A 21,056-nucleotide genomic window follows, 5' to 3' on the forward strand; every position below is an offset into this window, starting at 1 on the left:
GGCTCAGGTAACTGGCCCCCTTTTCCATTGCCACGCATCCGACGGCAGACGGGGCAGGCTACGACTCTAGGTCTTCTCATCCCCCTGGAGGGGGGCGGCCGTGGGTGCCGCGAACGCCTGGGCGACCTCGCGCCGCAGCTCCGCTTCGGCCCCGAGGTGCCTGGGGGAGAAGTGGAAGGGGAAGACCCGCGTCACCCCCGCCTCCCGGGCCAGCTCTCCCGCCTGCCGGGCGGTGAGGTGCGCCCGGTCGCGCGCCCGCTCCCAATCGACGTGCAGGAAGACGGCCTCGATGAAAAGGTAGTCGGCGCCCCGCGCGAGCTCCACGATGCGCCGGCGGTTTTCATCGGTGAAGGCGGTGTCGGTGACGTAGGTGATCTTCTCCCCCGGCACCACCTGCAGCACCTTTTCCTTCAGCTCCGCTATGCTCCAGCCGCGGCCGACGCTTTCCTCCCCCGGCGCCGCTGGGTAGACCAGGGTATCGTCAGGTTCCCCCCGAAGCACCGCGCGCTTCACTTCCGAGAGCCAGGGGCCGACCGGCAGTCCCAGCTCGGCCAGCCGGTTTTTCATGAAGTTCACATGCAGCTTTTCCTCGAAGGCAAAGGCGAGGCAGGGGATGCTGTGCTCCAGGAAGGCGGCGCGGATGCGCAGGTTCTCCTCGTCCAGCACGATGCCGCCGGAGAGGATCAGCTCCTGCTGGTTTTCCCTGGCGAAGACGCGCCGGGAGCTGAAGCTTGCCCTTTGCGCGCTGCCGTCGGGATGGAACTCGGTTACGGTGAGGACGAATTCGGTGGGGTAGCTTTGGATCAGGTTCCAGCTGTAGGAGCCAAGACGGTTTTCCACCTGCCGCAGGATGCCGGGGGGGCCGTACAGCCGCACCTCCTTGTCGCGCCCCAGCATGAGGCGCAGCATCAGGTCGAAGCCTATGAAATGGTCTATGTGGGTGTGCGAGATGCAAACGTCGCTCACCCGCAAAAGCTTGCGCGCAGGAAGCGGCGCCAGCTCCCCCAGGTCGAAGAGGAGCGCCCGGCGCGCGAAGAGGAAGTCGACGTAGAGCCCGGGGTCGCCGAAGGGCGGGTTCACCAGGGCAGGCAGGAAGTGCGGTGTCATGGCGCGGGCTCCTTAAATGGTGGGGTTCCCGTCTGCTATATAACCTTTAATGCGGCGGTGCAAGTCAAAAAAATAGGGGACCCGGTCCGGTTCCCCTAGTGCTTCCTGCAACTACTCTCTCCGCCTTGCCGTTGGCTTGGGGGCCTCACAGCGAGTTCCCATTCAGGTGGGCTCCTGTAGACCGCTTTAGGCAATTCCCGCGCAATGGGGCAGCTCACCACGGTCGAAACAGTCACCCGTTCAATAAATTATTCCGCAGGGGCGTTAAAAACCTCACGGACAGGGCAGAGAGAGCAAGTAAGTAAGTGGCTGCATTGTAGTACCGGCAAAATGAGAAATCAAGGGCGATTTCTCTAATCCTTTGTATGAGAAATCTCCCTGCAAACGGGTTGCAATTTTGGGGCTTTGTCGTACAATGCGCCCACCAATTTTCGCAGCGACCGGGAGGGATAGATGCGCCTTAAGGAAGAGCAGATCGCACGCCTGGCGGAAAAGGTGCTGGGCGACCTGGAACGTGCCCAACTCGTGGAGCAGAAACAGGGGCGGGGGGCTGTGCTGGCGGGCATCAAGGCCGCCATCGCCGAGGACCTGAAGCTGGAGGAGGCGCTGGAGCGCGACGCCGAGGCGCTGCTCGAGCAGACCCTGAAGGCGGTCGGCGGACAGGGGATAGACCGGCACAAGATACTCCGGATGATCAAGGAGAAACTGGCCAAGGAAAGGAAGATCGTCCTGTAACCCGCCGACGCGGCCGAGACAAAAGGAGCCTCTCATGCACATCAGCGAAGACCGCATCTCCCATATCGCACACAGAATTCACGACAAGCTTTGGCGCGACGACCTCGCCGACTTCCCCGACGAACGGCGCGCGCTGGAGGCCATCAAAGGCTCCATCGAGGGTTTCTTCTCCATAATGGAACAGGTCGACCAGGCGGTGAGGGCGAAACTTGCCTCCTACAGCCAGGCCAAGGTTCCCGGCAGCCGGGAATGGGAGATCCTCTACCAGAAGTTCTACGCCGAGGAACTCGCCAAAAGGAAGTGGTGACACGCCCCGCGCCGGCGGCGAATTTATTTTTCCTTCTGCCCTTGATTTTTGGGATCATGCTGTTTATATTTAGCAGGCAATTAGCACTCAGCAGTTTTGAGTGCTAATATTTTTTTCAATTACCGGAGATCGAGGATCTCGCAGAAAGGAGAGCAAGCATGAATCTTAGACCGCTGCAGGACCGTATCATCGTGAAGAGGGTTGAGGAAGCTACCATGACCGCCGGTGGGCTTTATATCCCGGAAACCGCCAAGGAAAAGCCGCAGCAGGGCGAAGTGGTGGCAGTCGGCAACGGGAAGAGGGGCGAGGACGGCAAGGTGTACCCGATCGACCTGAAGGTGGGTGACAAGGTGCTGTTCGGCAAGTATGCAGGAAGCGAAGTTAAGCTCGAAGGGGAGGACTTCCTCATCATGCGCGAGGACGACATCCTCGGCGTACTCGAGAAGTAATCACAGGCCCCGGACAACCCGGGCGTCCAGAGCAATTTCGCCTAATTCATTAAATCCCAAGGAGGATATACATTATGGCAGCAAAGATCATCAAGTTCGACCAGGAAGCACGCAACTGCATCCTCAAAGGTGTCAACACCCTGGCAGATGCCGTTAAAGTGACCCTGGGCCCCAAAGGGCGCAACGTCGTCATCGAGAAGTCCTACGGCGCGCCGCTCATCACCAAGGACGGCGTCACCGTCGCCAAGGAAATCGAGCTGGAAGACAAGTTCGAGAACATGGGCGCGCAGCTGGTGAAGGAAGTCGCTTCCAAGACCTCCGACGTGGCCGGCGACGGCACCACCACCGCAACCGTGCTGGCACAGGCGATCTACCGCCAGGGCGCCAAGTTGGTCGCGGCAGGGCACAACCCGATGGAGATCAAGCGCGGTCTGGACCAGGCCGTCGAAGCACTGGTCGCAGAGCTGAAGAGCATCTCCAAGCCGATCAAGGACCACAAGGAAATCGCGCAGGTCGGCACCATCTCCGCCAACAACGACAAGACCATCGGCGACATCATCGCCCAGGCGATGGAGAAGGTCGGCAAGGAAGGGGTAATCACCGTCGAGGAAGCCAAGGCGATGGAAACCACCCTTGAGACCGTCGAGGGTATGCAGTTCGACCGCGGTTACCTCTCCCCCTACTTCGTCACCGATCCGGAGCGCATGGAAGCCGCGATGGACAACGTCGCCATCCTGATCCACGACAAGAAGATCGCCAACATGAAGGACCTCCTCCCGGTTCTCGAGCAGACCGCCAAGTCCGGCCGTCCGCTTTTGATCATCGCCGAGGACATCGAGGGCGAAGCGCTGGCAACCCTGGTGGTCAACAAGCTGCGCGGCGTGCTGAACGTCTGCGCAGTCAAGGCTCCGGGCTTCGGCGACCGCCGCAAGGCCATGCTCGAAGACATCGCCATCCTGACCGGCGGCAAGGTGATCTCCGAGGAAGTAGGCTTCAAACTCGAGAACACCACTATCGACATGCTGGGCCAGGCCAAGAAGATCACCGTCGACAAGGACAACACCACCATCATCGACGGCTACGGCGCTGAGGCAGACATCCAGGGCCGCGTCAAGATGATCCGCGCCCAGATCGATGAGACCTCCTCCGACTACGACCGCGAGAAGCTCCAGGAGCGCCTCGCGAAATTGGTCGGCGGCGTTGCCGTCATTAAGGTCGGTGCTGCTACCGAAATCGAGATGAAGGAGAAGAAGGCACGCGTCGAAGACGCACTGCACGCAACCCGCGCGGCGGTCGACGAGGGGATCGTCCCCGGAGGCGGCGTGGCTTACCTGCGCGCCCTGAAGGTGCTGGAAAACCTCCAGCTCGCACCGGAGCAGCAGTTCGGCGTTAACGTGATCAAGCGCGCCCTCGAGGAGCCGATCCGACAGATCTCCCAGAACGCGGGCGTCGACGGCTCCATCGTGGTAGACAAGGTCAAAAACGGCAAGGATGCTTTCGGCTACAACGCGGCTGACGACGTCTACGTCGACATGATCGAGGCCGGCATCATCGACCCGACCAAGGTCTCCAGGAGCGCGCTGCAAAACGCCGCTTCCGTGGCAGGTCTCATGATGACCACCGAGGCTATGATCGCCGACAAGCCGAAAGAAGAAGGCGCGATGCCGGCAATGCCGGGCGGCATGGGCGGCATGGGTGGCATGGGCGGCATGATGTAGCCCTGCGCCAAAACCCGCAGCAAAGAAGGGAGCCGGCCCCAGTGCCGGCTCCCTTTTTTTATCCTCAGGATCAGCTCCGTCAGGAGTGGGGAGGCCGGGAAGGGGCACCTTCACCGCGATTTACGCCTCGGCCACCGCCGCATTGAACGAGCCGCCTTTCCCCTTTCATTAATTCTCTGGCTTTACACGTTTTTTGCATCCGCGTATACTTGCTTGGATTTCGACCGGCCAGCGTCAGGTTTTCGTCACACCGTTTCCACATTAATGAGCACATGCCGCAAAAAAACAGATACGACAGGAATATAGAGGAACGCATGGTGAATCCGGGAGGGCGACACGAAGGGGTAACCAGGGAAGAGTACGCTTCGGCCAACCTGGTCATGATCGCCATGGTGAAGGCCTCCAAAGCGCTCCGGATCTACCTCCCCAACAACCCGATATTGATCGGTTTCATGGACGATCTGGACGGCAGGATGACCCGGCACCTGGAGTCGTACGGGGAGTTCGTCCTTGATGTCGAGCCGTTCATCCTGCGCTACAAGGGAAAGGACATCTACCAGAGCCAGGACCCCAAGGAGAGCATGGCCTGCCGCATCCACGCTGACGGCATCAGGACGCTCTTCTTTCTGCCGGGAATCGAATCGAGAGAGCTGATGGCCTTCCTCGGGGTGGTCGGCTTCGAGCTCAGCACGAGCGACGAGGACGTGGTGACCCAGCTTTGGGAGAGGGACCTCCCGCATCTGCGCTACCTCCTGGAGGAGGACTTCGTCGAGGGGCACCTGGAGGAGGACCTGACCGAGCCGGGCTCCCAGCAGGCGGCGGTGACGAGGGTTTACCAGGCCCTCGCGCAGCAGATCCCCTCCCAGCCGAGGATGATTCCCAAGCACCTGCTCATGCTGACCGGAGAAGAGGAGAAGTGGCTCCGGAAGGCCCGGCAGGTCGAGGCCCGCAGAAACGGTCTGGATGACGTGATAAATATACTCTCCGCCATCCTCGCCGGTGTGAAGGAGCCGGAGATCTTCTGGGATTTCGTCGGCATCATGGGGAACCTCGCCAGCAACATGTTTCTCGCCGGGGAGATCGGGCACGCGCTGCGCCTGATCCGCTTCATGGACCAGTTGATGAAGCTGGGGAGCACGAAGCCGGAGCAGCGGAAGCTTCTCTCCGACGCGCTGGCCCGGATCCTAGACCTGCAGACGGTGCAGGTATTGCAGGAAACGCTGGACGGCAGCGATGCCGTGACACACCAGGACCTGAAGGAACTGCTCCTCATCTTCGGCCTCCCGTCGCTCGGCGCCATCTGCGAGCTCTTGGGACGGGTGGAAAAGCTCAAGGCGCGCAAGGTGATCATCGAGGTGCTGGTTGAGCTCGGCCGAAAGGATCCAGGCGTGTTCACCCCCTTCCTGGACGATTCGCGCTGGTACCTCGTGCGCAACGTGGTGCTCGTTCTTTCCCTGGTGGGAACCCCGGTGGCCCTGGAAATGATCATCAGGCTGATTTCCCACAAGGAGGCGAGGATCCGGCGCGAGGTGCTCGGGTATCTCGAGCGCTCGGGCGATCTGAAGGCGAAGACGTACATCGTGAAGTACCTGCGGGACGACTCCAGCGCCCTTCGCATCAAGGCGCTCCAGATCCTGGCCCGGGAGAAGCTCCCCTTCGCGCTTAAGCCAGTACTAGCCCTGACCACAGCGGATGAATTCGCAACGAGGTCGATTGCAGAGAAAAAGGCGGTGTACGAGGCGCTGGGTGAACTGGGGGGGGACGAGATGCTCCCCTTGTTCAGGGACATGCTGCTGAGAAAGTACTGGTTTCAAAAGGCGGCCGAGAAGGAGTCCGCGCAGCTGGCGGTTGCAGGCCTGCTGCGCATGCAAAGCGGTCAGGCGAAGAAGCTCCTGCAGGAGGCGCGGAATAACAGGCGCTCGGGCGAGATCAGGGACATCTTGGATCAGGCCCTCGCCGCCTTCGACGCGGTCCGGGGGAAGAGGGGCGCTGGTGCCGTCGAGGTATGAACATGCAGCTTGAAAAAGGGCGCGACAGCCTGAACAACGAGATGGCCAGGCTCGGCAAGGCACTGGTCCTGCAGTTCTTCATACTGCTAAAGACCTCCAGCAACTACAGCGAGGGGCACGCAGCGCTGGACCTGCCGCTCGCGAACCTGCTGAAGGTGTTGCGGGAGATCACCAGGAGAAACGAGGATGCCTCGCTGAGACTCCGCGGCGGGCACCTCTACCTTGGCGAGCTGCGGTTGAAACCCGACATCGCCAACTTCGAGGCTCCGCGCCACGTGATAGAGGAGATGAAGCGCCACCTGCTGGGTAGGCTCTCCTTCATGCCGGAGGTAACGGTCGACGACCTGCGCCGATTCGTGTACGCCCTGCGGGAGGTGGACGCAGCCCAGCTCCCCGACGTTTACACTTCGCTTCTGGATGGGATGCAGCAAAGGATGGTGGGGCACATCGAGGTGGAGGTCCTGCGCGATGGCGAGGTGCTGATTCCGGACTCTGTGCGGCTGCAAGAGAACAACCTCAAGGCCCGCCCCCTTTACAAGAAGGTGCTGGCCGCCATGGACGAGGTGGCGGCGCAGGTGGCGGCAGGGCGGGGCCTGAGACTTAGGGAGTCGAAACGGGTGGTGCAGCAGATCATCGACCTGCTCTTCAGCCACGAGTCGGACCTGCTCGGGCTTAGCACCATGCGCTCCCACGACCGTTCCTCTCAGCACCATGCGGCCAATGTCTGCATCCTCTCCCTGGTGATGGGGAAAAGGCTCGGCATGTCAAAGTTCCATCTCTGCGAACTGGGGCTCGCCGCGCTGTTCCACGACCTGGGAAAAGCCGACGTCCCCAAGGAGATCCTGGACAAGCCGAGCGCGCTAACCCGCGAGGAGCGGCGCATCATGGAGAACCATGTCCTTTACGGCGTGAAGAAGGTGATGAAGCTGAAGGGGTTCGATGCCCTTTCCTCCCGGATCATCACCGGGATTTTCGAGCACCACCTGCAGGCGGACTTCTCGGGGTATCCGCGCTTTCCCTACCAGAGGCTGAGCCTGTTCGGCAGGATCATCAACATCGCGGACTGCTACGACGGGCTAACCTCGTCCCGGGTCTGCGGCAGGAACGCCTATCCCCCCCACAAGGCGCTCAGGGTTATGCTCGCCCAGGCTGGGACGGTCTACGACCAGCCTCTTTTGAAGCTCTTCATCAACTGCGTCGGCATCCATGCCATCGGCTCCCTGCTGCTTCTGGACAGCAACGAGTTGGCGGTAGTGGTCGGAAACAGCGCAGACCCCACCCAGTGGGACAGCCCGAAGGTGCGCATCATCGCCGACGCCCAGGGGCACGAGGTAGAGGGGGAGATCATCGACCTGGGCCTTCCCAGCTGCTTCAGGACCATCTCCGCCACCCTCGACCCCTACCTCTATGACCTCGACGTGAGCCGCTATTTCTATTAGACGACCCTGCCCCAAAAACCGCCGCTAGTCATACACCACGGTGAGCAGCGGCGCGTTATCCTGGTTTGACTCGTCGATCTCAATCATTCCCGGCACGGTGGTGGTGAAGTCGTTCTCCTGGAATATGCGCACCTGGAAGAACCTCAATTCCCTGCGCTGGGCCTCCACCATGAGCGGGGTCACGTCGACCACCACCTCGCGGTTCACGTCCGCCGACGAGATCGGTGGGGAGATGCTGACGCTTTGCAGCGGCGGCAGCAGGATGCGGTCGAAGTCGTCGGTGATCACCGGAGGGGCGAAGGAAACCAGTTCGATCCTGATCGGTATGGTCGCAGTCGGCGGGAGCACCGTTACGCTCCTGATCACGATGCCGAGTTCGGCGGAACGGATCCTGGCGTTAAGGGGGACCGTGGTGAGCGGGAAGTGCAGGAACGCACGGTAGACGTCGTCGTTGCCGGGATCTACCCCGGCGAAGATGCCATTGACCGTGGAAGCCCGGGTCACGGTCAGCACCCCTCCGGCGTTGACGATATCAGCGTCAACCGCCACGTCGCTAGGTATCCTAGTCTCGATCAGCGGGCGATCGTCGTGTCCCCCGCCGCATCCAGCCATCACCAGCAGCAGTGCCGCGAGCACCACTCCAAGAAGTTTTCCTTTCATGCATGCCTCCTGCCCAACCTTCTAATTAGAGAATATCACGCCCAACAGTGCTCAATGGTACCAAAGGAAGGGGAAAAGAAAAGCGGCCCGCAACGACTCAATGGTCGGTGTGCCGGCCGTTGATTTTGCAGTCTCATTCCGGTCCCCTCCTCTTGCACATGACGCAGGTCCGGGTACAATACATTAGCTCAATTCTAATGTATTAGCTGCACTAGCCACGCTTAACTATGCTGCAGCTAGGTTTCCAGCTGGTCGTTTTTCGCCTGGAACCAGGCCAATAAAGACTTTGCCCAAAAAAATCCGCCCGGCGTATAATTTTTCCTGGATGTCAAAATCAATGAGAGACCGCACCACACGTAAAGAACGCGGAGGGACACCATGACAGCGAAGAACGAAACGCTCCGTCAACACCTGGCCGCCGTCAAGGCGGGAGAAAGGGTCTTTGAGAACGCCTTCCAGGGGATCATCCGGATGATCCTGGAGCCGGGTTTCGAAAAGGTGGTCGTCAATGGCAAGACGACCTACGACTTCAACATATTCAGGACCGGCCGCAAGCACACCATCGGGATGTACGACGAGATCAACAGTTTCGTCTCCTTCGTCAAAGATGCGGCCGAGGGTGGGTCCAGCAAGGAGATGGCCTTCGTCCTGGTGGGCGAGCCGGGTAACGGCAAGACCTTCTTCGTGGAGTTCCTGTGCAGCAAGTACCGCAACTTCCTCCAAGGGAAGAACCGCAAATACAGCTTCAGGTTCCTAAACATGGACCGGCTTGGCAACTACGGCAGGATCCGGGAGATCGACTCCGAGACCTACGAGGATCCAATGATCCTCGCGATGAACCTCTTCGAGGACCTGGACGAAGGGCGCCGCTTCATCGCGGAACAAGGTTTCTCCGACGCCGAGCTGGACACGCTCTACCGGAACTACCGGCCGCTTGGCGCTAGCTCCGGCTATATCCTGAACGAGATCCGGAACTACCTCGACAACGACGTTGAAAAGATCCTGGAGAGCATCGCCATCACGCCGGTGCCGATGAGCGAGAGCCTGGGCACCCTCACCGGGAAGTACCCGGCAAAGGACAAGATCACCTCGTCCGCGGTGGATCTGCTGGGGGAAGAATCGATTCAGAGGCTATTGCACCTCTCCGACACCAACAACCCGTACCGCTTCGACCTGCGCCGCGGGGCGCTGGCTCGCGTGGCCGGGGGGGGGATCCATTTCAGCGATGAGATCTTCAAGAACAAGAAGGACCTGGTGCAGGTGTACCTGGGCGTAATCCAGAACCGCGCCATTGAGATCGACGGCTACAAGTGGCCGATCGACTCCATGATCATCGCCACCAGCAACAACTCCGAGTTCAACCGGTTCCTGGCAGAGAAGGAAGAGGCGCCGATCGTCGACCGCTGCAGGATCTGCTACGTCTCGCACAACACCAACTACCGCATGCAGGAAGGGCTCACGAGCTACGCCATCGGCAGCGACTCCAAGACCACCCTGACCCGGGAGCTTTTGCACCAGGACCCAAACCTCAACTACGCAGCGTCCGTCGGCGTCGTGCTGACCAGGCTTCCCAGAAGCGAGAAGCTCACCCCGATCGAGACCATGAAACTCGCAGCCGGCGAGGTCGCCGGCGAGAAGAGCATCAAGGCGCTCGCCGAGGTGATCGACACGCTGGGGCAGGAGCCGGACATCACCAAGCGCTTCGGGCAGCGGGGGCTCGGGCACAGGAGTCTCGGGCGCAGCATCCAGATCCTAAAGGAGAGTTCCGAGACCAACGAGGGGCGCTGCATGGTGGCCTACGATGTCTTCAGGAGCCTGGAGCGGGTGGTGCTCGACTACGTGGTGGAGCCCAATGAACGGGCGAAGTACCTGGAGGACCTGAAGACCGGCAAGCAGCTCTACCGCGAGCGGATCATGACCGAAATGTTCAACGCCTACATGGACGAGCCTTTCGCCATCAAGAAGGACGTGCAGAACTACGTCAACATGATCATCGGGATCGACGCCGAGAACCTGGGGCCGGACCGGATGTGGAAGTACAAGGATCCCCAGACCGGCGAGCTGAAGGCTCTGAAGATAGATGAACGCTACGTGAAGAGCGTCGAGGAGCGGATAGGGCTGAAGACCGAGGAGCAGCGCGCCTCGTTCAGGACCTCGATCCGCAAGATCTACGGACAGAAGATCTCCGTCGACCCGAGCTACGACTTCATGGACAACCTGGAGCTGGTGAAGGCGGTAACCGACGTGCGGCTGAAATCGGACATAGCCGGCGCGGGGAGCCTGATCGGCGCCCTGGCCAACCGGACCAACGAAGAGAACCAGAAGCTCTACGACCGGATGATCGTCACCATGCTCGGCAAGCTTGGCTACTGCCGCACCTGTGCCCAGAAGACCATCGAGTACTTCTGCACCCAGGAAGACGAGAGCTAACGGCAGGGACTAGGGACTAGGGACTGAAGCTAGCGGGCTGACGGCGGACAGGGGCAAGAAAGGGACCTGTCCACCGTAGCCTGATAAGGCGAAGGCGGATGAAAGATCTGGAAAAATACCTGGAAGAACTGAAGGAGAAGGGTCTGGACCCCGAGCGGTACGCCCGCTTTCGCGACGAGCTGGCGGTGACCCGCGGCGTCCCCACGACCGACCGGAGCGGTCCTTTCCCCAACTTCTCCAAGAGCATCTACTCCTGGCAGGACCTGGCCGTGCTGCAGGACCAGGGGAGGGTCCCCAACCCGTACCAGTGCCACATGAAGGCGCTGGACGAGCTACTGGAACGGGACCGGCAGAGGGAGAAGGATGGCTTCCCCAGGAAGATCAGGGTCGGAAGGCTGATCAAGCCGGGGAAAGGCGGGAAGGGAAAGATCGTGGTGGTCCCCTCCACCGAAGAGGAGAAGTTCCTGCACGACCCGACCATCCGCCCTCCCGGAGAGGGGGGCTCCACGGGTGGGAGCGGCAAGGGTGACGAAGGGGAGGTCATCGGCGAACAGAAGGTGCGTGAGACCGGCGAGGAGCCGGGGCAGGGCCCGGGCCAGGGAGAAGGGGAAGCGCACGAGATGGGGGCTTCCGCCTACGAGCTGGGCAAGGTGCTGACCGAACAGTTCCAGCTCCCCAACCTGAAGGAAAAAGGGAAGAAGCGCTCCTTCACCCGCTACATTTACGACCTCACGGACCGCAACCGCGGCTCCGGACAGGTGCTGGACAAGAAGGCGACCCTGAGGAAGATCGTGGAGACCAACATCTCCCTTGGCAACGTGCCGGACCCCGGCGATATGGACCCCACCCGCTTCCTGATCTCGCCGCGCGACAAGGTGTACCGCATCTTCTCGCAGGAAAAGGATTACGAGCCGCAGGCGATGGTCTTTTTCCTGCGAGACTACTCCGGTTCCATGGCCGGCAAAGTGACCGAGCTGGTCGCGACCCAGCACGTTATGATCTACAGCTGGCTTTTGTACCAGTACGCGGGGCAGGTGGAATCCCGCTTCATCCTGCACGACACCGAGGCGAAAGAAGTCCCCGATTTCGACACCTACTACAACTCCCGGGTCGCCGGGGGGACCGAGGTGGCGAGCGCCTACAAGCTCGTCAACGAGATCGTGGCCAAGGAGAACCTCGCCGCCGACTACAACATCTACGTCTTCCACGGCACTGACGGCGACGACTGGGACACCGGCGGCGACAAGTCGATCCCCGAGCTGGTGAAGATCCTTTCCTACGTGAGTCGCATGGGGGTGACCATCGCCGAGCACGCGGGAACTCAGTGGACCGAGGTGGCGCGCTACCTGGAGAACTCGGGACTTCTGCGCGACAAGCCTGACCTGTTGCGGCTGGACGTGATGAACGAGGACGCCGAGGAATCGCGGGTGATCGAGGGGATCAAGAAGCTCATCTCTTAGAGGCAGAGGTGGAGCAGATTAAGGGGTGAAGCAGATTAAGATTAAGAGGTGAGGCAGATTGAGAGGTGAAGCAGGGTTTACTTAATCTTAATCTGGGTCTCCTCTTAATCTGGTTTTTTAGAGGCTTTTATGGAACTGATCAACCAACATACCAAAGAGATCATGGAAGGGTGCAAGGAGCGGGCGCGCGCCGCTGGGCTCTCCTTCACCGACGAGAGCCTCGAATACATCGTGACCAACCGCGACCTGATCGAGCTCTCCCCCAAGGTCATGATCCCGACCCTTTACGACTACTGGGTGCACGACGTCGAGGTGCTCCGGGGAAAAGGGGAGTACGAACTCTACCCGCACAACCCCTACGAGACGGTGATCAACACCCGTCCCCCGATCTCGTTCTACAACGACAATAACCCCGACTGGCTCAACGTGATGATCTTCTACCACGTGCTTGGCCACATCGATTTCTTCCAGAACAACCTTTATTTCCGCCACACCTGGGAGTACGACTTCACCGGGCAGGCGCTTTCGGACAAGAGGGTGATCGCCAAGCTGCGCGCCGAGAAGGGGCGCTGGGTGGATTACATCCTCGAGTTCGCCCGCTCCATCGACAACCTGGTCGCCTACCACGACGAGCTGTCGCCGCTCTTCAAGTCCCCCGACACCGCCACCTCGAGCCGGCTTGACTACTACTTCGACGTCTTCCTGCAGGTGGAGAAAAAGCTGCCGGTGGCCGAGTACCTGAAGGAGGTGGCGCGGTACAACGAGGCGGTCCTCCAGGACAAGGAGGAAGGGGAGCGGATCTTCTTCGCCGAGGTTACGGCCAAGTACCCGGAAATGGAGGCGCATTTCGCCAAGAGCCGGAGTGTGAAGAGGATCGAGCGGCGCGACCTGCTCCGTTTCCTGATCGAGAACTCGGAGTTCCTGGCCCGCGACGAGAACAGCTGGATGCGCTCGGTGCTCGAGGTGGTGAGAAAGACCTCCATCTTCTTCCAGCCCCAGATCCGCACCAAGATCATGAACGAGGGGTGGGCGAGCTACTGGCACGAGAAGCTCTTCCTCGTGGACGACCGCATCAAGGGGCACGAGGTCGACTTCGCCCGTGTGCACGCCGGCGTCACCTCAATGCCCCGGGTCGGGATGAACCCGTACGCGCTCGGCATGCGACTCATGTACCAGTTGAAGGAGATTGGGGACAAGGGGAAGACCGGGTACGACTTCCACCGCCTCTCCGACGCCAACCAGAGGAAGGAGTTCGATGCCGGGACCGGGCAGGGCGACGAGTTCCTGTTCAAGGTCAGAAGCAACTACTGCGACTACCTCTTCATCAAGGAATTCGTGGACCAGGATTTCACCAACCGCTATGACCTCTTCGTCACCGGCAAGAGGCTAGACCCGCAGCGCATGGTCTGGCAGTACTACGTGAAGAGCCGGGACGCGCGCGAGTACCGCGACATGGTGCTTGCTTCGCTGTACCACCCGCCGCACATCGAGATCGCCCCGGAGCGGGGCGAGGACGGCGCACTCTACCTCGTGCACCACTTCGAGGGGAAACAACTGGTATCGGAGTACATCGCCAACACCATGGTGGGTATAGAGTACCTCTGGGGGGCGCCGGTACAGCTTGAAACGAGCGAGGCCGTGATCGAACAGACCCGCGGCACCGCCGGCAAGGAGGGTGGTGAGGAGGCGGAGATCACATGGCAGCGCGTGGTCTACACCATGAAGGAAAAGACACTGAGCCGGCAGGTACTGTGACAGGCGGATAAGCTCATGCCAGATCTAGAGACAGTCATAAAGCAGTTGAGCCGCACCATCGTGGAGCACAAGAACGCGGCGCACATGTCCTTCGAGGAGTTCATGCAGCTCGCAACCGAGCAGCCTGAGAGGGTGATGCGCAACATCTTCCAGCTCTTCCACGACATGGTGAAGAACTACGTGAGCGAAGGGACCGACGAGTATCCGGAGGACCCCGAGTCGATCAACTTCGTCCCTTACGACACCCGCAAGCTCTTCGTGGAGAACTCGGACCGCCCCTTCTTCGCGGACCGCCTGTTCGCCAACCGCTTCATCAACCACGTGGCCGCCATGAAGAGCGGCGCCCGGCAGAACAAGATCTACATCTTCGAGGGGCCCCCGGGTTCCGGCAAAAGCACCTTCTTGAACAACATCCTGATGAAGTTCGAGGAGTACGCGAGCACCGAGCAGGGGACCTGCTACGAGGTGGTGTGGCACCTGGACCGCCGCGTGCTGGGGAGCTTCAAGGAGCACCAGGTGAGCGCCTTCGTCGAGAAGCTCTCCCACCTCCTGGACGAGTACGAGCTGGAGACGCACGAGCATATCGACACCCGGGCCCTTCTGCGCGGCGGCGACGTGGTAGAGGTTCCCTGCCCGTCGCACGACTCGCCGATCCTCATGATCGACAAGGCGCAGCGCAGGGCGTTTTTCGACGACCTGTTCCAGAACGATTCCTTCAAGTGGAAGCTCTTCACCGAGAAGGAATACGACTGGGTCTTCCGCGATTCCCCCTGCACCATCTGCACCTCCATCTTCCAGGCGCTTTCGGCGAGGCTCGAGGACCCCGCAGACCTCTTCCGCATGATCAAGGTCCGTCCCTACCGCTTCAACCGCAGGCTCGGGGAGGGGATCACCGTATTCAACCCCGGCGACAAGTCGATGAAGCAGAACATCCTCACCAACGACATGCTGCAGAGGAAGATCGACCTCCTGCTGGGCGACAGCAACGAGGTGAAGTACATCTTCTCCAACTTCGCCAAGACCAACAACGGGATCTACGCGCTTATGGACGTGAAGTCGCATAACGCCGAGCGCCTTTTGGAACTGCACAACATCATCAGCGAGGGGATCCACAAGGTCGAGGACATCGAGGAGAACGTGAGGAGCCTCTTCATCGCCCTGATGAACCCCGAGGACGAGCGGAGCATCGAGGGGGTTCAGTCCTTCTCGGACCGCATCGAGTTCATCAACATCCCCTACGTCATGGACCTGAACACGGAGGTGGAGATCTACCGCAACATCTTCGGCAAGCACATCGACGCGAGCTTCCTCCCCCGGGTGCTGCACAACTTCGCGCGGGTCATCATCTCGACCCGGATGAACGTGAAATCCGATGCTCTTTTGGAATGGATCGGCGACCCCGAGAAGTACCGGTTCTACTGCGACGAGAACCTGCAGATCCTGAAGATGGAGATCTACACCGGGCACATCCCCGAGTGGCTCACCGAAGAGGACAGAAAGCGGCTCACCGCCAAGAGGCGTAAGAAAATCATCGCCGAGAGCGAGCACGAGGGGGACCACGGCTTCTCCGGGCGCGAGTCGATCAAGATCTTCTCCGACTTCTACGCCGCCTACGCCAGGAAGGACAAGATGATCACCATGAGCCACCTTTCCACTTTCTTCACCAGGTGGCACAAGGAGCTCAAGGAATCTATCCCGGAAGGTTTCATGGAGTCGCTGGTGCACAACTACGACTACGTGGTGCTCCAGGAGGTGAAGGAGGCTCTCTATTACTACAACGAGTCCCAGATCGAGCGCGACATCCTGCACTACATGTTCGCCGTCAACTTCGAGCCCGGCGCCGTCGAGGTCTGCCGCTTCACGGGCGAGAAACTGGAGATAACCGAGGATTTTCTGGCAGGAATCGAGAGGCGGCTGATAGGGCCCAAGGCCGAGGACGAGGCGCGGCTTTCCTTCCGGCAGGAGACCCAGAGGGAGTACACCGGCCGCACCCTGACCCAGGAAATCATGGTGGAAGGGAAGCGCGCCCAGGATACCGCATTGTTCCAGTCGCTGCACGACCGCTACGTCTTCAACCTGAAGGAAAAGGTGCTGGAGCCGTTCCTGGAGAACGCGAACTTCCGGCGTGCCATCAAGGATTTCGACACCGACGCCTTCAAGACCTACGACAAGAGGATCCGGGACGACGTCACTTTCCTGATCAACAACCTCAGTTCCGTGAAGTTCAAGTACACCAAGCAATTCGCCAAAGAGATCTGCGTCTACGTCATAGACAACGACCTCGCCCGCAAGTTCCATGTGTAAACCAATTGACAGTTGACAATGGATAATTGACAACTAAAACCTGGAAAAATCAAAGGGGGATGACCGCGAACCTGACTGCAGCGGCATCCCCCTTTGTCTTTGCTCCCGAAGCCATTTAGAATCAATGCACGTCGCGGCTTCGGCTTTTCGTTGTCAATTGTCCATCGTCAATCGTCAATTGGTTTTAGACGGTTTTGAACCGGTTCACCATCTCCTGGAGGGTGCGCGCCGAGGCGGCCAACTCCGCGGCGGCGCGGGCCGAATTCCTCGCTCCGCTTGCAGCCTCCTCCACCACCCCGATTATGTCCCTCATGCTGCCGGTGATGTTTGACGTTGTCGCCGACTGCTCTTCCGCCGCAGTCGCGACTTGCGCCACGTACTCCAGAAGCGGGTTTATCTGCTCCTTGATGGTCCCTATGGCGCGGCTGGAATGCTGCACGTCCTCGGTCCCGCTTCTGACGCTGTCGGCGCTCCGTTCCATGAGCCCCACCACGTTCTTCACGTCTCCTTGCAGGCTCTGGATGATAGTCTGCACCTCTTGGGTCGAGGCGGTGGTTCTTTCTGCGAGCCTTCTCACCTCGTCGGCCACCACCGCAAAGCCGCGTCCCTGCTCCCCGGCGCGTGCCGCTTCGATGGCGGCATTGAGCGCCAGCAGGTTAGTCTGGTCAGCGATGTCCTCGATGGCCACCACGATGTCGCCGATCTTATCGGAGTTGGCCCCCAGGGCCTTGACCGCGTCCACTGTGCCGATCACCATCCGCTCGATCTCCCCCATCACTGCGGTCATCCGGACGATGGTCTCCTCTCCCCTGCTCGTGGCGCTGTTGGTGCTGCCGGCGCGATCCGCCATCTGCTGGCAGCTTAAGGCTATGTCGTTGCTCACCCCCGCCATCTCGACCACCGCACAGGAGACGGAATTGGATTGCCGCGAGGCGTGCTCGGTTCCTTGCGCCATCTGCTGCGAAGTGGAACTCAACTCGGAAGACGCCAGGGTGAGGTGGTCGGCGGTCTGCTTGATGCCGGCGATCATCCCCCGCATCGACTCCTGGAGTTTCTTCACCGCGTGCAGCATCTGGCTGATCTCGTTATGGCGGTTCACCACGATCTGCTCGCTCAGATCCCCTTGTGCCATGGTCTCTAGGTAATCGACGGTTCTGGCGAGTGGAGTCCTGATGGACCAGATGTTGATCCAGCCGAACAGCCCCCCCAGGGCAATGAAGAGGGTGACGGAGCCGAACTTGATCACCGGCGAGTCCGCCTGCGCCGCGACCGCGGACGCAATGAGGCAGAGGCTGTAGCAGATGCATAAAAGGCTCAGCCTGAATTTGATGGTGAGGTCGAGGTAATAGTTCCAGATCTGGTTCATGCCTTTCTCCTTGCCGGTGGTGCGCCAACGTGTAAACAGTGCTGCGAACGATGTTTTGTTACCTTCTGACTTATCGGGGGGCGACGGCAAAACTTGACGGGTCACGTGAGCAAAAGGCGGCGGATTGGTGGAAAATAATCTGCATTCGAGGCGTGTCGGCAGCAGTTTTAGCCGTGGGAGGAAACAGGGAAAAGTTTGCGTCCTGGCGCCTGCAAAACATGGTATTCTTGAGCGCCGTCAGCCAAGTGAAGAATTTAAGGAGGGTGCAAATGGACGGGATCATCTCTGCAGAGATAGGTCGGTTCGTTCGGGAAGAAAGCGGCAACCGGTTCGGTGAGGGAGGGGAACGCTACTTCGATGATCCATTGGTTGGTTTCGCCGCCGCGGACGATGCTCTGTTCATGCAGTACAAGTCGGTGATCGGGGAGTTCCACCTCACCCCGCACGAACTGGCTTTAGCCGACGCAGGAGAACCCTGGCATCCCCGTACCGTGATCTGCTGGGTGCTGCCCATCACCGAGGCGACCCGGACCAGCAACCGGCCGGAGACGGTGTACCCCTCGCGGGCCTGGGCGCAAACCCGGCAGCACGGGGAGACCTTCAACGCCTCGCTGCGCCGGCACCTGGTCCGTTTCCTGGAGGAACGCGGCCACCGCGCCTTGGCGCCGCAGCTGCACCCCGCCTGGCGCGAATACGGCGAGACCCCGGTCGGCATCGCCTCGTCCTGGTCCGAGCGCCATGCAGCCTACGCCGCAGGGCTTGGCACCTTCAGCCTGAACGACGGGCTCATCACGGAGCGCGGCATAGCGCACCGGTTGGGAACGGTGATAACTGACCTGGCGCTTAAGCCGTCGCCGCGCCCCTACCTGCACCACAAGGTCAACTGCCTGTGGCACCGCGACGGAACCTGCGGCGCCTGCATCGGCCGCTGCCCTGTCGGCGCCCTTTCCAAGGAGGGGCACGACAAGAGGATCTGCCGCGATCACGTCTACGGCACCATTCCGGCAAAGGTAGCAGAGACGTACCAGGTCACCAGCACAGGTTGCGGTCTCTGTCAGACCAAGGTCCCCTGCGAGGGGAAGATACCGTAACGGGCCGGCGGCGAAAACTGCCCTTCATCCGGGGCGGGAGGGGGGACCTGCTGGGTCCTGCGCTGTCTGTCATTTTTGCTTCTTGCCGTTTCCCTTCGAGGCCATCGCCGTCTGCATCGCCTCTCCCATCTTGGTGGGGCTTGCCGCGACGGTGACGCCGCATTCGGTGAGGGTGCGGATCTTGTCCGCGGCTTTTCCTTTGCCGCCGGTGATGATGGCGCCGGCATGCCCCATCCTTTTGCCAGGAGGCGCGGTCACCCCGGCGATGAACGCCGCCACCGGCTTGGTCATGTGCTTCTGGATCCAGACCGCCGCCTCTTCCTCAGCCGCCCCCCCGATCTCGCCGATCATGAAAACCCCCTCGGTGCCGGGGTCCTCGTTGAACATCTTCAGCACGTCCACGAAGTTCATCCCGATGATGGGATCCCCCCCGATGCCGACGCAGGTCGACTGCCCGAGCCCCATGTCGGTGAGCTGCTTGACCGCCTCGTAGGTGAGGGTGCCGCTGCGGGAGACGACCCCTATCTTGCCCGGCTTGTGGATGTGACCGGGCATGATGCCGATCTTGCATTCTCCGGGGGTGATCACGCCGGGGCAGTTGGGGCCGACCAGGCGCATCTTGCTTTGCTGCAGAACCGCCTTTACCGGCACCATGTCGCGCACCGGTATCCCCTCGGTGATGCAGACGGCTAGCTCCAGGCCGGCGGCGGCCGCCTCAAGTATGGCGTCCGCGGCGCCGGGAGGAGGCACGAAAATCATGGAGACGTTGGCGCTGGTGTACTTCACCGCCTCGGCTACCGTGTTGAAAACGGGGATCCCCTCGATGTGGATCCCCCCCTTGCCGGGGGTGACCCCCGCCACGATGTTGCTGCCGTACTCGCGGCACTGCTGGGTGTGAAAGAGCCCGCTGCGGCCGGTGATCCCCTGCACCACGATTCTCGACGACTTGTTGATCAGTATGGACATATTGACTCCCCACTTTCCTTGTTCTTTTTGGTAGCCGCGCTCTCCTCCTCTTATACGGGCGGTGCGCCGTCGCAGCCGCCGAAGCTATCCCGCCAGCATCTTAACGATGCGCGCGGCCGCGTCCCCGAGGTTGTCGCCGCACTGTACGTTCAGGCCGCTCTCGGTCAGAAGCCTCTTCCCTTCCTCGACCTGGCTCCCGTCCATGCGGACCACGATGGGGAGGGTGCAGTTCACCTCGCTGGCCGCTTCTATGATGCCGTGGGCGATCACGTCGCAGCGCATGATCCCGCCGAAGATGTTGACGAAGATCCCCTTCACGTCGCTGTCCTGCAGGATGATCTTGAACGCCTCGGCCACCTTCTCGCGGGTGGCCCCGCCCCCTACGTCCAGGAAGTTGGCGGGCTCGCCGCCGAACTCCTTCAGGACGTCCAGGGTCGCCATGGCTAGCCCTGCGCCGTTAACCAGGCAGCCGATGGTGCCGGTGAGCTTGATGTAGGCGAGGTCGTATTTCCCGGCGTTGATCTCCAGCGGGTCCAACTGGGAGTAGTCCATCATGTCGGGGTACTCGCGGTGCCTGAAGATGGCGTTGTCGTCGAAGGTGATCTTCGCGTCCATGGCCATGAGCCACCCCGCGCGGGTCACGACCAGCGGGTTGATCTCCACGAGCGCGCAGTCTTTTTCCAGGCAGACGCGGTAGAGGTTGAGGATGAGGCTGACGCAGTCCTCGCAGACGCTCCCGGAAAGCCCCAACTGCAGCGCGATGTGGCGCGCCTGGAAGGACCGAAGCCCGGTGAAGGGGTCGATGGTCAGCGTGTGGATCTTCTCGGGGCTCCTCGTCGCCACCTCCTCGATCTCCATCCCCCCTTCCGCCGAGGCGATGAGGATGTAGCGCGAGGTGCCGCGGTCCAGGGTGATGGAGAGGTAGAATTCACGGGCGATGTCGACCGCCTCCTCGACCAGGATGCGCCTAACCTTGAGCCCTTCCGGACCTGTCTGCGGGGTCACCAGCGTCTTTCCGAACAGCTCCTTGGCAAGGTCCTGGGCCTGCTCCGGGTGGTGCACCAGCTTGACGCCGCCGGCCTTGCCGCGCCCACCCGCGTAGATCTGCGCCTTGACCACGCAGCGCCCCCCCATTTCCTTGGCGGCGCGCTCGACCTGGTCCGCGGTGAGCGCCACCCGACCGCGGGGCACCGGGATACCGAACGCGTTCAGTATTTCCTTCGCCTGGTACTCGTGGATGTTCATCATTATCTCCTGTCT

The 21,056-nt window shown here is 60.9% G+C and carries 16 protein-coding genes and 1 other RNA gene; 11 read left to right on the top strand and 6 right to left on the bottom strand.

Annotation, left to right across the window (positions count from 1 at the left end):
• Nucleotides 1–66: 66 nt before the first annotated feature.
• Both GEOBRER4_RS01230 and ssrS read right to left on the bottom strand, forming a co-directional pair.
• Nucleotides 67–1,107, bottom strand: coding sequence for a ribonuclease Z (locus GEOBRER4_RS01230; RefSeq protein WP_185243891.1), 1,041 nt, complete (start codon nucleotides 1,105–1,107; stop codon nucleotides 67–69).
• A gap of 113 nt (nucleotides 1,108–1,220) precedes the next feature.
• A non-coding RNA gene (ssrS, locus tag GEOBRER4_RS01235) (6S RNA) lies at nucleotides 1,221–1,401 on the bottom strand.
• Nucleotides 1,402–1,560: 159 nt separating this feature from the next.
• On the opposite strand from ssrS, the gene GEOBRER4_RS20190 reads away from it, so the two are divergent.
• The 6 genes from GEOBRER4_RS20190 to GEOBRER4_RS01265 all read left to right on the top strand — a co-directional run bounded on the left by GEOBRER4_RS20190 (nucleotide 1,561) and on the right by GEOBRER4_RS01265 (nucleotide 7,764).
• On the top strand, nucleotides 1,561–1,842 hold the full coding sequence (locus GEOBRER4_RS20190; protein ID WP_185243892.1) for a DUF507 family protein: 282 nt from the start codon (nucleotides 1,561–1,563) through the stop codon (nucleotides 1,840–1,842).
• A 34-nt stretch (nucleotides 1,843–1,876) separates the two neighbouring features.
• On the top strand, nucleotides 1,877–2,149 hold the full coding sequence (locus GEOBRER4_RS20195) for a DUF507 family protein (RefSeq protein ID WP_085814246.1): 273 nt from the start codon (nucleotides 1,877–1,879) through the stop codon (nucleotides 2,147–2,149).
• Nucleotides 2,150–2,307: 158 nt separating this feature from the next.
• Entirely contained in the window at nucleotides 2,308–2,598 is a 291-nt protein-coding gene (groES, locus tag GEOBRER4_RS01250; RefSeq protein WP_085814245.1) for a co-chaperone GroES, read from the top strand.
• Between the two features lie 74 nt (nucleotides 2,599–2,672).
• Nucleotides 2,673–4,316, top strand: coding sequence for a chaperonin GroEL (gene groL, locus GEOBRER4_RS01255; protein ID WP_185243893.1), 1,644 nt, complete (start codon nucleotides 2,673–2,675; stop codon nucleotides 4,314–4,316).
• A 314-nt stretch (nucleotides 4,317–4,630) separates the two neighbouring features.
• Nucleotides 4,631–6,325 (top strand): HEAT repeat domain-containing protein, encoded by a 1,695-nt coding sequence (locus tag GEOBRER4_RS01260; RefSeq protein WP_185243894.1) that lies wholly within the window; start codon nucleotides 4,631–4,633, stop codon nucleotides 6,323–6,325.
• A gap of 2 nt (nucleotides 6,326–6,327) precedes the next feature.
• Nucleotides 6,328–7,764 (top strand): HD-GYP domain-containing protein, encoded by a 1,437-nt coding sequence (locus GEOBRER4_RS01265; protein ID WP_185243895.1) that lies wholly within the window; start codon nucleotides 6,328–6,330, stop codon nucleotides 7,762–7,764.
• Between the two features lie 24 nt (nucleotides 7,765–7,788).
• On the opposite strand, the gene GEOBRER4_RS01270 is transcribed toward GEOBRER4_RS01265, so the two are convergent.
• Nucleotides 7,789–8,424 carry a hypothetical protein gene (locus GEOBRER4_RS01270; RefSeq protein WP_185243896.1) on the bottom strand — a complete coding sequence of 212 codons (636 nt, stop codon included), beginning with the start codon at nucleotides 8,422–8,424 and terminating at the stop codon, nucleotides 7,789–7,791.
• Nucleotides 8,425–8,802: 378 nt separating this feature from the next.
• Between GEOBRER4_RS01270 and GEOBRER4_RS01275 the strand changes: the two genes are divergently transcribed.
• From GEOBRER4_RS01275 to GEOBRER4_RS01290, 4 genes are all read left to right on the top strand, one after another.
• Nucleotides 8,803–10,854, top strand: coding sequence for a serine protein kinase PrkA (locus tag GEOBRER4_RS01275; RefSeq protein ID WP_185243897.1), 2,052 nt, complete (start codon nucleotides 8,803–8,805; stop codon nucleotides 10,852–10,854).
• 98 nt (nucleotides 10,855–10,952) lie between these two features.
• Nucleotides 10,953–12,314 (top strand): DUF444 family protein, encoded by a 1,362-nt coding sequence (locus GEOBRER4_RS01280; protein ID WP_185243898.1) that lies wholly within the window; start codon nucleotides 10,953–10,955, stop codon nucleotides 12,312–12,314.
• Nucleotides 12,315–12,443: 129 nt separating this feature from the next.
• The gene (locus GEOBRER4_RS01285) at nucleotides 12,444–14,069 is read left to right on the top strand and encodes a SpoVR family protein (RefSeq protein ID WP_185243899.1); all 1,626 of its coding nucleotides are present in this window, start codon (nucleotides 12,444–12,446) and stop codon (nucleotides 14,067–14,069) included.
• A 15-nt stretch (nucleotides 14,070–14,084) separates the two neighbouring features.
• The gene (locus GEOBRER4_RS01290; RefSeq protein ID WP_185243900.1) at nucleotides 14,085–16,373 is read left to right on the top strand and encodes a serine protein kinase PrkA; all 2,289 of its coding nucleotides are present in this window, start codon (nucleotides 14,085–14,087) and stop codon (nucleotides 16,371–16,373) included.
• A gap of 184 nt (nucleotides 16,374–16,557) precedes the next feature.
• Here GEOBRER4_RS01290 and GEOBRER4_RS01295 read toward each other — a convergent pair whose 3' ends face one another.
• Entirely contained in the window at nucleotides 16,558–17,739 is a 1,182-nt protein-coding gene (locus GEOBRER4_RS01295; RefSeq protein ID WP_185243901.1) for a methyl-accepting chemotaxis protein, read from the bottom strand.
• Between the two features lie 269 nt (nucleotides 17,740–18,008).
• Here GEOBRER4_RS01295 and GEOBRER4_RS01300 point away from each other — a divergent pair, with 269 nt between their 5' ends.
• Nucleotides 18,009–18,830, top strand: a complete 822-nt coding sequence (locus GEOBRER4_RS01300; RefSeq protein ID WP_185243902.1) for an epoxyqueuosine reductase — start codon at nucleotides 18,009–18,011, stop codon at nucleotides 18,828–18,830.
• A 69-nt stretch (nucleotides 18,831–18,899) separates the two neighbouring features.
• Here the strand turns inward: GEOBRER4_RS01300 and sucD are convergent, their stop codons facing one another.
• A complete protein-coding gene (gene sucD / locus GEOBRER4_RS01305; RefSeq protein WP_185243903.1) occupies nucleotides 18,900–19,796 on the bottom strand; it encodes a succinate--CoA ligase subunit alpha in 897 nt (298 codons plus the stop codon).
• A gap of 84 nt (nucleotides 19,797–19,880) precedes the next feature.
• A complete protein-coding gene (gene sucC / locus GEOBRER4_RS01310) occupies nucleotides 19,881–21,041 on the bottom strand; it encodes an ADP-forming succinate--CoA ligase subunit beta (RefSeq protein WP_085814235.1) in 1,161 nt (386 codons plus the stop codon).
• Between the last annotated feature and the right edge of the window lie 15 nt (nucleotides 21,042–21,056).

The sequence above is a fragment of the Citrifermentans bremense genome (assembly GCF_014218275.1).
Taxonomy (GTDB): domain Bacteria; phylum Desulfobacterota; class Desulfuromonadia; order Geobacterales; family Geobacteraceae; genus Geomonas; species Geomonas pelophila.

Bases quoted from the DNA above. Each gene is read 5' to 3' on its own strand.
- GEOBRER4_RS20190 (WP_185243892.1), top strand. From the start codon at position 1,561: ATGCGCCTTAAGGAAGAGCAGATCGCACGCCTGGCGGAAAAGGTGCTG.
- groL (WP_185243893.1), top strand. From the start codon at position 2,673: ATGGCAGCAAAGATCATCAAGTTCGACCAGGAAGCACGCAACTGCATC.
- groES (WP_085814245.1), top strand. From the start codon at position 2,308: ATGAATCTTAGACCGCTGCAGGACCGTATCATCGTGAAGAGGGTTGAG.
- GEOBRER4_RS01280 (WP_185243898.1), top strand. From the start codon at position 10,953: ATGAAAGATCTGGAAAAATACCTGGAAGAACTGAAGGAGAAGGGTCTG.
- GEOBRER4_RS20195 (WP_085814246.1), top strand. From the start codon at position 1,877: ATGCACATCAGCGAAGACCGCATCTCCCATATCGCACACAGAATTCAC.
- GEOBRER4_RS01295 (WP_185243901.1), bottom strand. From the start codon at position 17,739: ATGAACCAGATCTGGAACTATTACCTCGACCTCACCATCAAATTCAGG.
- GEOBRER4_RS01230 (WP_185243891.1), bottom strand. From the start codon at position 1,107: ATGACACCGCACTTCCTGCCTGCCCTGGTGAACCCGCCCTTCGGCGAC.
- GEOBRER4_RS01270 (WP_185243896.1), bottom strand. From the start codon at position 8,424: ATGAAAGGAAAACTTCTTGGAGTGGTGCTCGCGGCACTGCTGCTGGTG.
- sucD (WP_185243903.1), bottom strand. From the start codon at position 19,796: ATGTCCATACTGATCAACAAGTCGTCGAGAATCGTGGTGCAGGGGATC.
- GEOBRER4_RS01275 (WP_185243897.1), top strand. From the start codon at position 8,803: ATGACAGCGAAGAACGAAACGCTCCGTCAACACCTGGCCGCCGTCAAG.
- GEOBRER4_RS01300 (WP_185243902.1), top strand. From the start codon at position 18,009: ATGGACGGGATCATCTCTGCAGAGATAGGTCGGTTCGTTCGGGAAGAA.
- GEOBRER4_RS01260 (WP_185243894.1), top strand. From the start codon at position 4,631: ATGGTGAATCCGGGAGGGCGACACGAAGGGGTAACCAGGGAAGAGTAC.
- GEOBRER4_RS01265 (WP_185243895.1), top strand. From the start codon at position 6,328: ATGCAGCTTGAAAAAGGGCGCGACAGCCTGAACAACGAGATGGCCAGG.
- GEOBRER4_RS01285 (WP_185243899.1), top strand. From the start codon at position 12,444: ATGGAACTGATCAACCAACATACCAAAGAGATCATGGAAGGGTGCAAG.
- GEOBRER4_RS01290 (WP_185243900.1), top strand. From the start codon at position 14,085: ATGCCAGATCTAGAGACAGTCATAAAGCAGTTGAGCCGCACCATCGTG.
- sucC (WP_085814235.1), bottom strand. From the start codon at position 21,041: ATGAACATCCACGAGTACCAGGCGAAGGAAATACTGAACGCGTTCGGT.